The sequence below is a fragment of the Microvirga sp. M2 genome (assembly GCF_047497095.1).
Lineage (GTDB): Bacteria > Pseudomonadota > Alphaproteobacteria > Rhizobiales > Beijerinckiaceae > Microvirga.
On the sequence record NZ_CP134063.1, the window covers coordinates 1,029,344 to 1,043,282 of the forward strand.

A 13,939-nucleotide genomic window follows, 5' to 3' on the forward strand; every position below is an offset into this window, starting at 1 on the left:
CGCTCCAATGCATGTCACGACAGTAGGTCTCGATCTCGCTAAGCACGTCTTCCAGGTCCACGGCATTGATCAGGATGGACAGGTTCTGATCCGCCGTCAGCTTCGCCGAGGCGAGCTCATCGGCTTCTTCCGGCGATTGCCGCCCTGCCTGATTGGCATGGAGGCGTGTTCCACCGCCCACTTCTGGGCGCGCGAGCTGGCAGCTCTCGGGCACGAGGTCCGGCTCATGCCTGCGGCTTATGTGAAGCCCTATGTCAAACGCAGCAAAAGTGATGCCCTTGATGCTGAAGGCATCTGCGAAGCGGTGACCCGCCCGACCATGCGCTATGTCGCCATCAAGAGCTCTGAGCAGCAGGCCGCGCTCATGCTCCACCGCACCCGTGACCTGCTCGTCCGACAGAGGACCATGCTCGTCAATGCTCTACGCGGCCATCTCGCCGAGTACGGTATCATTGCTCCTCAGGGGCTGGCCAGCGTTCCCAAGCTCATCGCATTGGCCGAGAAGGCGCGCGGCACGGCTTTGCCGGACTTGGCGTGGCGCTGCATCCGCCTGATCCTCGCTCAGATCGAGGACGTCCATGGCTGCATTGGTCAAGTCGAGCAGGAGATCCTGGCGTGGCATCGCACAAATGAGCTGAGCCAGCGCCTGGAGACGATCCCCGACATCGGCCTGATCACCGCTAGTGCCTTGGCGGCCACCATCGCGGATCCGAGCTCCTTCCGCTCAGGCCGGCACTTGGCGGCCTGGATCGGGCTGGTACCGCGCCAGAGCGGGACTGGCGGCAAGGTGCGGCTGGGACACATCTCCAAGCAGGGCGACCGATACCTGCGGCGCCTGTTGGTGTTGGGAGCCTCCACGCTGATGCGGCATGCGCGGGGCCAGACCTCAGTCACGGCAGGGTGGATCAACGCGCTCCTGGCGCGCCGCCCGGCCAGCGTGGTCAAGACCGCCATTGCCAACAAGCTGGCGCGGATCGCTTGGGCGGTCCTCCAGGACAAGCAAGGATATCGCGCTCCGGCTGCTGCGGCCACATAGGCGGTCTCGGGAGCTGGACGAGACGTTTGCAGAATTGGTGAGGTGGTGATGGTGTGATGACGAACCGGTCGAGCCGGGGATCAGAGCAGCCCGAGAAGGCCGTTGCGCTCAGACGCAGCATAAACGATGGGGACCTGATCCGCGAACTTCATCACGGCCAGCGGTCATGTGGCCGCACTACAAGGCCGAACACATGGCTGCACCCGACCAAAGCGTCAAAACACCAAAAGCCCTCTTGCCACGCAGGCGCCGTCCACACACGGCCTTCCGCGAGTTTGAGCCGAAATCGCGGAAGGTCAGCCCCTGGCACGGAGCTGCCGTTTGCCCAACTTCCGCTTTAGGTTTGAGAAGGGCATCGCGGGTCGGGTCCCAAGCGTTAGATTTTAACCACTAGGGCCCATGCCAGCGCGCCCGCTTGATCTGCCCAGCGGGCGTCGCCGGTAATCTTAGCTGGTTATAGTTTCCGCCAAACGAAACGGACACGCCCACCAATAGATAGGTTCTCTGACGCTGCACCTCGGATCAACGAAATGGGCTTTTTTCTAGAGTCCTCCGATAAAAAGACCCAAGTTCCTTCTTCCGTTTGAACCGCTCGACGGGTTGAGAGGCGTCCAGCTGCGAGAACGACATAGATCGCGCCATCCACCAGTTTACGGTCAGATTGGTCAATCAGGATATCATCCGCCGTGCCTATGATTGGCGACATCCCATCGTCAGGTGCCGCAAGAACTCCGGCGTTCTCCACCTCCATCCCCAATTGGATAAAGAGCTCTGAGGGTACGACTACAGGTGGTCCATCGGCCAAACTAAATGTCACAACGTCGCTCTGGTCTATTTGCACACGAAGGCGCGGAACCAACTCCAGTCGCTCTTCCAGGGCTCCTGATGGCATGCCTTTTCCCCGAGCTAGCCACTCGAGACTATAACCCGTACTGTCAGCTATAGACGACAATGTGGCAAGAGAGACCGGCCGGCCATTTAGTATGTCATGCAACCATTGGCGCGAGACACCCACTCGGCGGGCAAACGAAGCGATGCTTTCACCGGCGATAATAAGGCGTAGGCGCCTGGATAAATCCTTGTCTGCCCCCGCTTCAAGCGGTTTTTGTGGTGACGTGTCACTGGAACCCGACAAAAGATTTGACCTCCGCTTATTCTCTGTCATTAAGTGTCGTCTATCGACGACAGTGATGATTCATCGAGGATTGTCCTACCATTCCTTCCAGAGGGCATCCTCGCGTCAAGGAGGTCGTCATGAATTTGAGGTGGAGACCGGCAGTGACCGACGCCTGTGCAAGTGGCGCTAGATTTGAGGATCTCGCAGAATGTTTAGGAGAGGAGACCTATGATCTCCATGTCGCAATGCTGATAGCGGCATTTCGTATTGCGATCAGGCGACACCCAGAGGCAGATCTCGTTGAAGATGATGAAGAACGCATTCGGCTCGATAATATAGCCTACGATATTTTCACTGTATGCAATGTGTTCGGAATTGACCCGCGCAATCCTGCAAATCGTATCAAGCTGATGAAATGTCTTTTATCTCGGGCTTATGACTTGCTTTGCCCGAGACGTTGCTCCGGTCAATCCTGAGTCACCGCGGTGTGAAGGGTGCTTAATATTGCTGTATCTCCGTTGTACGCAAAGAAAGATCAATTTTCATGAGACAAGATGAAGTCCGACGTCGTTTCCTGTCGCTCCATCGGGATCTTGACCTCTACGCCTCTGGAGGCCAGCCCGATCAGCATGAACTCGATGGGGCGCCAATTGCCGATTTGTGGCGACCCGGGGAGTATCCGGGAAGTGGCGACCCATGCATCCATGCGAGGCTAATCCTAAATCATCCGCGCCTTGGCACGGCGACTGACTATATAAGCTCACCCGTTTATCACGCTGACGTAGCAAAACGATGGGTTAGAACACAGGGTCAATTGATTCGGCTTGGTCGCCGCGATCCTGAAGGAGCGCAGGCAATCCGGGTAATGGAGTACAGTGATGTTGACCGGGCAGCCAATCTGAGCGGTTATCGCCGGCCACCATCTGAAGTGGAGCCCACAATGCCAATGGGCCAGGATCCAAAATGGCATATTTTATGGCGTTGGTTCGAAGAGAATACCTGGAACGCTCATGACTCAATGCTAGTGTACATCGCCAAAAGGTGGAAACAGAGCATTTCAACAGTGTACGTGAATACGGATTCCTGGGTGAAGTCCAAGCTTCGCCAATTGGAGAGCGAGCGTGCCGATCCCGGTGATTACAATGCAGGATCTAACTATAATTGACGTTAAGCTGTAATCGGCGATGATGACGCGAAGCATGCCTAAATGAAGAAGTTCTGATCCGCACGATTGGCAGTGGGCGTGACCGTGAGCCTATCCCTGAGCTCGGAACTTTGATGGATGGGTATTATCCCGACTTGTGCCTAGCTGTGTGGGCGGATTGGGTTGAGCAACGGGTAGGTAGATTCCTAAATCAGTGCGGTGATGATTCATGGCGGGTCGGCTTCAGAGGCTCGACCATGCTGACGGGAATGACGGAGGACGACTGGACGACGGTGCTGCACGTGTTTGCCGCCTCGTGCTCCCGGCGGGGCGCAGGGCTGTAGATCCTCATAGGGCTGACCAGACCAAGCCGTCACATCTTATCCTATTTACGTCCAATCGGGCAGGAGCTAACCCTTGCCTGTAGCTTGCGAAGGGGCTGCCGTTCATCCAAATGGCACGCCCTGGGCGGGGTTCTCGCAGGAGCGCTGTTCTGGATAGACTTGGCCGTCAGCCTGAGCTTGCGCAGAGACGCGCTGACTTTTAATCAGAGGGTCCCGGGTTCGAGTCCCAGCGCGCTCACCATATATCTCAGAGGTTTAGCTCTTGAACGGCCTTCCGGCAGGTCGTTCACCATACAGCTAGTAATCACATGGTAAGCACCAAGCCTGATTCTGCCCGGCACACTAGTGCCTTCGGGCAATTATGGTCCAAATGCCATGATATTAAATTACGGCGCGCTGACCTTCAACGATCAACGCAATGTGGCATTCGGTACGTTCCAAAACGTACCTTCAAGGTGTTAGTTGAATTGTGCACTGTTTAGCATCGAGCGTACCCATCAAAGCCCAAACGGATTAGGTTAGGTGGCGTTAGGGGAAACGCTCGATTCGCAACAATGAAATATAAAGCTAACTTAAAAACTCGTTCGCTCTCTCGGGCAAAAAATGCCATCCGTGGCGCAATCGGAAACAAAAAAACGCTTATCGTTGAGACAGTTGTCAAACAGTCAGAGATGCTTGCAAGCGACGAGTTTGACCAGTTCTTGGGTTGGCTCGGACGGTTTCCATCATTAAAGTATGATTTCAAGCCAGGTCCGCGGATAACCGAGTGGGAAGAGCTTAGCTTTAAGCTCGCAGCCCCCTTCACTGATCTAGAACGGTGTCTACGCTGGGTTATTTGTACGCATCCGAGGAAGACCGCGGGATCAGGCCTCGCGCGTCGATGGGATCGTGGCTAACGTTGGTGCAGGTTTAAGGGGCGGCTTTTTGTGATGCGACGGTCCTGCGAGCCTCGATGATGTACTTGAGGTTCTCGATGCCATCCTCGGTGAAGAGGACAATGTGCTCGGTCAATTCGGAGGCTGGGTAGTTGTCGTAGGCACTGAGGCGGCCGTCTTCCGGGAACATCTCGATGGAGCACTCGTGCAGGAAGTCCTCGTCTTCACCGAGCATGTCAGCCACGTATTTCAGCGTGTACAGCGTTGAGTTGCGATATCCCATTCGTCGGTCCCTTTTCGGTCACGCGGCCAGCTGGGAGGCCGGGTTCTCGGCCAGCCGTCGGCCTTTCCACGCCCAGGGAAGCAATTCGGGCAGGCGGGCGACAGGAAGATCGGCGATCCGGGCCAGCACGTCGGCGAGCCAGGCTTTTGGATCGACATCGTTGAGACGACAGGTCGTGATGAGGGTAAGCATGACGGCGGCCCGATCGGCCCCGCGCTGGGAACCGGCGAAGGTCCAGTTGCGGCGCCCCAGGGCGATCCCTCTCAAGACCCGTTCGGCGGCATTGTTCGTCAGACACACCCGGCCATCCTCCAGGAAGCGGGCAAAGCCATCCCAGCGCTTCAGCATGTAGTCGATGGCGCCGATCACCTCGGACGATCGGGTGAGCGTGGCACGCTCCCGCTTCAGCCACTCGTGCATCTCATCGAACAGCGGCTTGCTCTTCTCCTGCCGCACAGCCAGTCGTTCCGCGGCGCTCAAGCCGTTGATCTGACGCTCGATGTCAAACAGCGCGTCGAACCGCTTGACGGCCTCCAACGCGATCGGGGAGATCGGCTTGCCGTTTCTTTTGCGATCCCGAGCCCTTTTCTCGATATCGGCCAGTTCAAAGAATTTCCGTCGCGCATGCGCGTGGCAGAAGGCAAAGGTAATCGGCACCGTTTTCTGTTCGGCAACACTGATCGGCTCGAAGCCATTGTAACAGTCACTCTGCAGAATGCCGCCATACCCGGCCAGGTGTTTCTGCGGATGCTCGCCGCGGCGGTCACCTGAGGCGTAGTAGACCGCGGCTGGCGGCGCAGGCCCACCAAACGGCTGGTCGTCCCGCACGTAAGTCCAGATCCGTCCGGTCGTGCACTTGCTTTTGGCTCGGATGGGGATGGTCGTATCGTCGCCGTGAAGGCGCTCGGCCGCAAAGACATGCTTCTCGATCAGATCGAAGACCGGCCTGAGAGCGGAGGTTCCAAACCCAACCTGATCGGCCAGCGTCGAGGTCGACAACGCGATGCCTTCGCATGTAAACCGGGCGCTCTGGCGATTGAGCGGACTGTGCATGCCAAACTTGTCGAAGAGGATCGTCGCCAGCAGATGAGGGCCGATGAAGCCGCGCGGCGTGGCATGGAACGGCGCCGGCGGCTGGCTGATCGCCTCACAGTCCCGGCAGCTGAACTTTTCCCGCACCGTCTCGATCACCTTGAACCGACGCGGGATCTCCTCCAGCGTCTCGGTGATGTCCTCGCCCAGTTTCGCCAGGCGCGAGCCACCGCAGCAGGCACAGGTCGCCGGGGGATCAAGCACCACGCGTTCGCGCTCGATAGTCTCCGGCCAGGGCTTTCGGACTGGCCGCCTGCGCACAAAAGAGCGCCCGTTTGAGTTCCTGGTGGCGGCCTGTGCCGCAACCTCATCCTCGGTCGCGGCCATCACCAGTTCTTCGAGTTGCAATTCCATCTGGTCGATCAGTCGCGCCGCGCGCTCGGAGCGCTGGCCGCGCAGTTCGCGCGCTTCAGCTTTTCGATCGCCAGTTCCAGACTGGCGATCAGGGCCTCGCTGTCGGACAACAGGGCTTGGGCCTTGGCGGCTTGCGCCACAGCCCTGTCCCTCTCGGCGACAACGACATCTCGTTCAGCCTGCAACACCTCACGCTCGGACAGCAGCGCCAGATAGGCGCTTGCAAGGTCTTCTGGAAGATCATCAGGCTTTGAAGGCATGACACCATTCGATCAGAATTCCCCTGTCTTTTCAATTGAATAATGCTACCCGACCCGTGTCGGACGCCAGGTTTCCTGAGGGGCACGCCAATCGATTCCGGACAGAAGATAAGACAGCTGCGCCGGCGAGATTGTCACCACGCCATCAGCCGCTGACGGCCAGATGAACCTGCCGCGCTCGAGGCGCTTCGTGAACAGGCATGCCCCCTGGGAATCGTGCCAAATCACTTTGATCAGATCGCCGCGACGACCCCGGAAGCAAAATAAATGACCGCTGAGCGGGTCATGTTTTAAGACTTCCTGCACCTGCAGGGCCAACGATGGAAAGCCCCGTCTCATATCGGTATAGCCCGTCGCCAGCCATACCCGAACGCCTGTTGGGATGGGGATCATCGCAGCGCCTCGAGGCCCCGGATGATCCGCAACAGCGCATCGACGTCAACATCCCGGTCGACGATCACATGCCGCCCATTCGCCGTGACAACGTCCATTCGGCCGGGGCCGCGTGGGGAATGCGGTACCGGCGCAGTCGGCGAAGGCTCCAAGGGCGCGTGCGAGTCCGGCACGACCAGGGCAGGCACAAACCCATCCCATGAACCAGCGCCAAGCCGTCCTTCTCTGTGAGCCTTGCGCCAGCTGTTCAATTGAAAGCGGGTGATCCCGTGCCGGCGCGCCGTGGCCGAGACCTGCTTTGGGCCGCGATGGCTCTCGGCCACAATCGCGAGCTTTGCTTCATCGCTGAACCGGCGACGGCGACCAGTGTCGACCACGTCCAGGCGGCTGACCGGCCCACGGTCCCTGATAATGTCCATGGCTACAACACCGTCCATATCGACGTCGATAGAGCCAGTGGTCTTCCAAATGCCTCAATCCCACAAGGCGGCCCTGCCCGGATGCGTACGGTTATTTCGAGCCTAAGCTCTCATAAAGAATTGCTCAGTTCATTTCATGAAGCTGCGCGGGCGTTTGAGACTGCATGGCTTATAAACGATCTGGAGAATGCCTCGAAACAATTAGCATACATAGAGAGCGAATTTGGTCTTTCTGCATGGCTGCTGGAAGCGAAGCTTGCATATCTCCAAAAGACCGAGGGGCTTGACGGTCAGAAAGCTTATTTTCGGATAATTCGTGAGGCTATACCTAGGACGCCCATGGCGTCGTTTGCTTACTATGTGAGCCTCCGAAACGAAGACGCAGTATCTTTCCCTAGATTTAGTCAGCGATTGGAGACAGTTCTCCAGCATCCAAAGACACCTGAAGATATTGCAACATTCTTTAGAATTCGCCTTGTTAAGCCCAATCTTGCCACGTACGAAGTTAAAGCACTCTCCATGTATCTTGGCGTAGCGAGCGGAGTTTCGCTCATAGACGCTTACGATGCGGCGAAGGATGTTATTGAGAGTGTTGTTTTGATGGAAGAGGCTGGCCCTTACAAAGAGGCAATTTCTGCGCTTCTCGATTGCTTGCCAACCAAAGACATTAGAATTCAGAATCTTCGGCACGCCCTTGCTGGGTACTCCACGCTCGAACCTCAGCTTAGTCCTTCGGAAAATCTCTACATCGCCGGTGAGTTCACGAAAGCCCGCGCTAGTGCGCTCGAGCGCTTCAAAGGAAGCTATCAAAACATAGACGAGCTTTATCTATATGTTTGCTCCTCCATAGCTGCGAGTGTAGATCTTGACGATGCTCTTCCGAATCTGCCGACGATCTTTCGCGATTTTCTTGTATCTGCGCGGAAGAGAGAGGAGGGGCTCTCTCATGTTATTTCCGATGCTACAAAGACTCTGACTAATTTATCTTTTTTGGGGTGCGCACGCGCAGTCCTAGGTTACGTCCGACTTGAAACAGCAATCGAGCGCAATCCGACAAGTGATCGTGCAGCAATCCATTTCTCATCTCCTTCGGTCCAAGCGCGCCACCTCTATCTCCTACCAGGTGGGCTATCGGCAAAGCTTGCCTGGCGCTTGGCCGATCAGCCTTCAAATGCGACAGCTTCGAAGCTGATTGAAAGATCTCTGACTGATAATCCGGCGGAGCCTGAGCTGCCTCAGCTCGCCGAGTTTTTGGCACTTGGCTGTATCGCGACTGGGGACCTAACTAATGCTCTCGTGTACTCACGTGAGTTGCTCGAATCAACAGATGGAATTTGGAAGCGGCGAGGAGCGCAGTTCGAGGTCGCTTGCTTGATTTGGCTGGGTAGAGATGACGACGCGGTACGCAGCGTCGCGAGGCATTGTAGTCGACATGACGGTCTCAGATATGTCATGCCGTTGGATAAGATTCTAAAAAATGTCTCGTGGAGAGATGTCCGTCATCTAAAGGCAGATATTTCACTGCCGGTAGCAGTTGACGTAGTTCTCCGCACTGTGGGTGATAGTAACTTAGTTCGTATAAGGCGCTTCGCCTATGATGAGTTTCTGCGTGCACAGAGCGTACAGCGTCCATCTCAGCTCTTCGAAAAGAAGAATGGTTATGACAGCGCCGCGCTGCGTTACTTTTTTGAACGACTGTGCATCCCTGAGGTCATGGATGTCAGCTTCCAGACTTTCAAAGGTTCTCGGGAAATCCTTGAGGAGAGGATTCAGGTTTGCTCTGCTTTAATTGATCTTGATCCCGCAAGGCAGTCTGCTTACGCTGAAGAGATCCAGGATATTTCTCGTTTTATAAACGTCCAGGAAGGTTTACAGGACGTTGATAGCAGTCGCGTCCATGTAAACACAGATGCTCTTTTCAAATGGGCAGACACAGAACTTTCTGAGAGCTTCGCAAGATACAAATCTCTTCTTCGCTCGAACACCATCTCTGAAGCGGAGGGTGATCTCGAGGCCGCGCTCCAGGACTCTCTAACTGGCAAGGGCAGTTCTTTAGAAAAATATCTGCAATTCCCTACAGACGAGCTTGGCTCTTTGTTGCTCGAAAACTTCCAAGTATTGAGGAAGGAATACCTGCTGAATGATGATTTCGGCCTCAACGCATTCTTAAGTATGCGGGTTCGCCATGGGTCTCTCTCAGGCCATATTAGAGGGCCATTGGAAGAGCGGAATCTCCTTGCGGTTCGGGATAAGGATACTGGAATCTACAATGCTTTGATAGGAGGATCTGTTGAAGCATTTGGGCTGACTGGGCATGATATCGACGGCTTTGGAAAATGTATTCGAGATTTCTCGTCCGTCTATGATGGTATAATTGACGATTTGGCAAAACATAGATTGCAAGTAAGAACGCAGGAGAGGCCAGATGGTATGTTCGTGCTGAACATCGCGCCTATCATGGTATACTGGGTTAGGAGCAGAATACATGAAAACAGCACATTTCGAGAGGATTTCGAGGCATACCTTTCGGCTCTAAGTGTTCTCTTGAGCTACGATTTGGCTAATATACGGGAGTACATCGGTTCGACAACGAAGATTAAGATTGAAGAAGCAATCAACGATTTGAGGAGAAGCTTAGAAAGATCTTTGTCCCCGGCTGGTTACTCGAAGGTTGCATCAGAAATTTCGTGGGCTATCCCAGAAGTTACTGCTGCGGTCGATCGAGTCAGTGACTGGTTTTCACCTGATCAGGCGCGCCAGGCTGCGTCCGGGAAAACCATGGAGCAAATCGTGGATGTCGCTGTCGAAGCAACAAGAGCGGCTCGACGCGGCTTTAATCCGAAAATTGAGCGCGATATCGATAGTTTGGGCATCCACTCTACTGATGTGCTCCTAGAATGCACCGACATTTTGTTTACGATTCTTGATAACGTTTATCGCCATTCGGGCGTGGCTGATGACCCTTGGATTAGAATAAGCGTGAAAGGCACCGATGTCGGCGAGCCGTCGAAGGTCAAAGTCTTCATACGCGTCGAAAGTGAAGTCGCTGCTGGGGTCTTCAACGCATACGAGCAAGGTAAGCTTGACCGTATCCGTCACATGATGGACACAGGTGATTATAGAAAGAAGGTTAACTTAGAAGGCGGCACCGGCCTACTGAAGCTCAAACGAGTTGTGTCCCTTGATTCTCGGAGAACGTTAGAGTTCGGTTTCAAAGACGAAACGACGTTCTTCGTCGAGGTCTCGATCATGATCGTTTACCTGAAGGCTGAAAAAGCAAAGAACCGGGGGCTTTGAATGAATATCCTCATGATTGAAGACGAGGAGGTCAAAGCGCGACGCATTGAGTCCGCTGTTCGAAAGCTGTTGCCCAGTTGTCAGATCAAGGTAGAGAGATCTGTAAACTCAGGTCTAGCGGCGCTGGTTGAGTTTACGCCGGACCTTCTTCTCCTTGACATGTCCCTCACAACATTCAGCGTCGGACCAAGAGAGGCGGGAGGTAGACCGCAGAATTTCGGTGGCATCGAGGTGCTTGATCAGATGGAGCGCCTCGAGCTCGAGGTTCCCACAATCATTATCACACAGTTTGAAACATTTCGCCGCGGTAGCGTTGAAATCTCTGTAAAAACAATCAGAGCTGAATTGGAGCAGCAGTACAAGACTGTGTTTCGTAGCCTGATTTCCTACAACTCGGCGGATGCTCGCTGGGAAAAAGAACTCGGCCGCAGCTTGATGGATCCAACGTACCGGGGGGGCAATAATGGTAAAGGTACTAATCGTTGACGACAATCAATCGAAGCTCTCGCGCGTCATTTCGAGCCTGACTGAGTGCGGGATTTCGAGGAATGAAATTGACGTTGCACAGTCCGGAGCTGACGCTCGATCGAGGCTTGAAGCCACTGTCTACGATCTAATGATCTTAGATATAGCGCTTCCTTATCGTCCTGAGGATCAACCCGACAGAAGAGGCGGAATCGATCTTCTTGAGGAGGTTCTCGAAAGGGAAATCTACAAGAAACCTAGTAATGTCATTGGCCTCACCGGATTTGCAGATTTACGTGAGGAGTTCGACTCGAAATTCAGCTCTCAACATTGGACATTGGAACACTACGATGAAGCCGAGTCGGGGTGGATAGATCGTCTACGAGCCCGAGCGACCTACATCGTTGCCGCTTCGAAGCAGCACGCTCCAGCCACTTACGGAGTTGATGTAGCAATAATCACAGCTCTCCCAACCGAACTTGCTGAAGTGCGGCGTTTGAGTTGGGCCTGGGGAGGAGCTGAAGCATTAGACAACGTGAGCTTTTTCTATAGAGGTGAGTTCACTTCCGGAGACCGGAAGTGTTCTGCAGTGTGTGCAGCGGCACCTAGAATGGGTATGGTGTCCGCAGCTCTAGTCACAATGAAGATCATTGAGAAGTTTCGACCGAAACTTCTAATCATGACAGGAATTTGTGCGGGTTTTAAGAACGAATGCGACTTCGGTGACGTCTTACTGGCGGAGAGAACTTGGGACTGGCAAATGGGCAAATACACAGAGGTTGAGTTCCAGATCGCGCCTGACCAACTTGATGTTCCGACTGAGATTGTTGAGCGTTTTCAACAGTTGCAGGAAGACAAGCAGCTTCGCTTTAATATTTCCGATAAATACTCTGGCAACAAGCCGAATCGAATCCCAGATATCAAAATTGGACCGGTAGTCTCTGGATCGGCCGTGCTAGCCGATCAACGCCTTCTAACGGAGATCAAGACCCAGCATCGGAAGCTACTGGGGGTCGAGATGGAGCAATACGGAGTTTATCTTGCTTCAAAAGACTGCTCATCTCCAAGGCCTATCGCTATTGGATTAAAAGGTGTCAGTGATTTTGCCGATAAAAAGAAGGACAATAAGTTTCAAGGTTATGCAGCCCACATGAGTGCGGGAGTGATGGCTGCGTTCTGCGAACGATATGGCAAAGACTTGCTTATAAAGTAGATAACAGGGCTATGTGCTGACTTGTCATCAGCTATTTGGGCGCCAAGCAGTACAACTGCCTCTTTCCATCGAAAGAACAGCGGAGAGCTGTTTGGCTGAGAAGTATCGATAGGTTAGCGGTGTTCTCAGGCCACGGCCTTGAGGTCCGGCGCGGTGGCATAGGCCCACGGCAGTAGATCATCAATGCGGGTGTTGAGATGGCCGGTGGCGATGCGGCTCAACACGTCGGCGAGATAAGCCTGCGGATCCACCCCGCACAGTTTGCAGGTCTCGACCAATGAGGCGATGATCGCCCAGTGTTCGCCCCCGCGATCCGAGCCGGCAAACAGTGCATTCTTGCGCGTCAAGGCCAAAGGCCGGATTGCCCGCTCGACCACGTTGGAGTCGATCTCAATCCGCCCGTCGTCGACAAAGCGGGTCAGCCCGTCCCAGCGCACAAGCGCGTAGCGGATCGCCTCGGCCAGCTTGCTCTTCTGGCTGATCAGACCGAGTTTGCCGCGCAACCACGGCTCGAGAGCGTCCAGTACCGGACCGCTCTTGGCCTGACGAATCCGGCAGCGCTCCGCCGCACTCATGCTACGGATCTCGCTCTCGATCCGGTAGAGCTCCGCAATCCGGGTGAGCGCTTCGCTGGCAATCGGCGCCGCTCCGGCCACGGCCAGTTCGTAAAAGCGCCGTCGCACGTGCGCCCAGCAGAACGCGAGGGTGACCTGATTGCCTCCAGCTAGAGCCCGATAGCCGCTGTAGCCGTCCACCTGCAGCACGCCGGCAAAACCGCACAGATGCTCGATCGGCCGGGCCGCCTTGCGATCCGGCGCATAGACGTAGGCCACCCCAGGCGGATCCGTGCCGCCCCACGGCCGATCGTCCCGCGCATAGGCAAACAGCTGCCCGGTCTTGGTCTGGCCGCGGCCGGGATCGAGCACCGGTGCGGTGGTCTCATCGGCAAACAGCCGGGGTGAGGTCTTCAGCTGCGCCAGCAGGCGCTCATGTACCGGCCGCAGGTGCCAGGCGGCGCGCCCGACCCAATCAGCCAGGGTCGAACGATCCAAAGTGATGCCCTGACGCGCGTAGATCTGAGACTGCCGGTAGAGCGGGAGATGGTCGGCGTATTTCGACACCAGCACCTGCGCGACCAGCGCGTCGGTGGGCAGGCCGCCTTCGATCACGCGGGCCGGAGCCGGGGCTTGCACCACCCCATCCTCGCAGTGGCGGCAGGCGTATTTGGGCCGTCGCATCACCAGCACGCGCAGTTGCGCCGGCACGATGTCGAGGCGCTCGGAGACATCCTCGCCGATGCGGTGCAGGGCATTGCGGCAGCAGGGACAGGTTGGATCCTCGATGTCGATGATCGTCTCAATGCGCGGCAGATGGGCCGGCAAGGATCCGCGGTTCCGACGCCGCTGGGCCGCTCGGCTTTGACGCTCGGCCAGATCCGCTTGCTCGTGTTGGGCGCCTTCGGCGGCCTCAGTCTGTTCGGCCTCTTCCAGCCCGAGCAGCAGTTGATCCTCAGGCAGGCTCTCGGCCCTGCGGCCGAAGCGATGACGCTGCATCGCCTTGATAATCTGCTCCAGACGTTCAGCGCGGGCCCGCTCGGCCAGGAGCATGGCTTTGAGCAGTTCAGGATCATCCGGGAGAGTTTGCATC

General features: G+C 55.8%; 12 protein-coding genes. 6 read left to right on the forward strand and 6 right to left on the reverse strand.

Annotated features, from left to right (window positions below):
* Window positions 1-7 precede the first annotated feature (7 nt).
* A complete protein-coding gene (locus tag RE429_RS04820; RefSeq protein ID WP_414473221.1) occupies window positions 8-1,036 on the forward strand; it encodes an IS110 family transposase in 1,029 nt (342 codons plus the stop codon).
* 454 nt (window positions 1,037-1,490) lie between these two features.
* On the opposite strand, the gene RE429_RS04825 is transcribed toward RE429_RS04820, so the two are convergent.
* Window positions 1,491-2,201 (reverse strand): LexA family transcriptional regulator, encoded by a 711-nt coding sequence (locus RE429_RS04825; RefSeq protein ID WP_414473222.1) that lies wholly within the window; start codon window positions 2,199-2,201, stop codon window positions 1,491-1,493.
* Window positions 2,202-2,314: 113 nt separating this feature from the next.
* Here RE429_RS04825 and RE429_RS04830 point away from each other — a divergent pair, with 113 nt between their 5' ends.
* Together RE429_RS04830 and RE429_RS04835 are read left to right on the forward strand one after the other, a co-directional pair.
* Complete coding sequence (locus tag RE429_RS04830) at window positions 2,315-2,629, forward strand: hypothetical protein (RefSeq protein WP_414473223.1); 315 nt, start codon at window positions 2,315-2,317, stop codon at window positions 2,627-2,629.
* Window positions 2,630-2,697: 68 nt separating this feature from the next.
* Complete coding sequence (locus RE429_RS04835; RefSeq protein ID WP_414473224.1) at window positions 2,698-3,318, forward strand: hypothetical protein; 621 nt, start codon at window positions 2,698-2,700, stop codon at window positions 3,316-3,318.
* 1,232 nt (window positions 3,319-4,550) lie between these two features.
* On the opposite strand, the gene RE429_RS04840 is transcribed toward RE429_RS04835, so the two are convergent.
* The 4 genes from RE429_RS04840 to tnpA all read right to left on the reverse strand — a co-directional run bounded on the left by RE429_RS04840 (window position 4,551) and on the right by tnpA (window position 7,317).
* Window positions 4,551-4,799 carry a hypothetical protein gene (locus tag RE429_RS04840; protein ID WP_414470658.1) on the reverse strand — a complete coding sequence of 83 codons (249 nt, stop codon included), beginning with the start codon at window positions 4,797-4,799 and terminating at the stop codon, window positions 4,551-4,553.
* Window positions 4,800-4,817: 18 nt separating this feature from the next.
* A protein-coding gene (tnpC, locus tag RE429_RS04845) for an IS66 family transposase (RefSeq protein WP_414470659.1) occupies window positions 4,818-6,505 on the reverse strand; the annotation gives its coding sequence in 2 pieces (ribosomal slippage) (window positions 4,818-6,296 and window positions 6,299-6,505; 1,686 coding nt in all).
* Between the two features lie 45 nt (window positions 6,506-6,550).
* Window positions 6,551-6,898 carry an IS66 family insertion sequence element accessory protein TnpB gene (tnpB, locus tag RE429_RS04850; RefSeq protein WP_414470660.1) on the reverse strand — a complete coding sequence of 116 codons (348 nt, stop codon included), beginning with the start codon at window positions 6,896-6,898 and terminating at the stop codon, window positions 6,551-6,553.
* A complete protein-coding gene (gene tnpA, locus RE429_RS04855; RefSeq protein WP_414474125.1) occupies window positions 6,895-7,317 on the reverse strand; it encodes an IS66-like element accessory protein TnpA in 423 nt (140 codons plus the stop codon). The genes tnpB and tnpA overlap by 4 nt, the downstream gene beginning before the upstream one ends.
* Between tnpA and RE429_RS04860 the strand changes: the two genes are divergently transcribed.
* The 3 genes from RE429_RS04860 to RE429_RS04870 are packed head-to-tail and all read left to right on the forward strand — an operon-like array spanning window position 7,207 to window position 12,292.
* Window positions 7,207-10,614: a hypothetical protein gene (locus tag RE429_RS04860; RefSeq protein WP_414474295.1), complete on the forward strand. Its 3,408-nt coding sequence runs from the start codon at window positions 7,207-7,209 to the stop codon at window positions 10,612-10,614. The two genes, tnpA and RE429_RS04860, sit on opposite strands and share 111 nt — an antisense overlap.
* On the forward strand, window positions 10,615-11,100 hold the full coding sequence (locus tag RE429_RS04865; RefSeq protein WP_414473225.1) for a response regulator: 486 nt from the start codon (window positions 10,615-10,617) through the stop codon (window positions 11,098-11,100).
* Complete coding sequence (locus RE429_RS04870; protein WP_414473226.1) at window positions 11,078-12,292, forward strand: response regulator; 1,215 nt, start codon at window positions 11,078-11,080, stop codon at window positions 12,290-12,292. The genes RE429_RS04865 and RE429_RS04870 overlap by 23 nt, the downstream gene beginning before the upstream one ends.
* Before the next feature lie 125 nt (window positions 12,293-12,417).
* On the opposite strand, the gene tnpC (RE429_RS04875) is transcribed toward RE429_RS04870, so the two are convergent.
* Window positions 12,418-13,938 carry an IS66 family transposase gene (gene tnpC, locus RE429_RS04875; protein WP_414474126.1) on the reverse strand — a complete coding sequence of 507 codons (1,521 nt, stop codon included), beginning with the start codon at window positions 13,936-13,938 and terminating at the stop codon, window positions 12,418-12,420.
* Between the last annotated feature and the right edge of the window lies 1 nt (window position 13,939).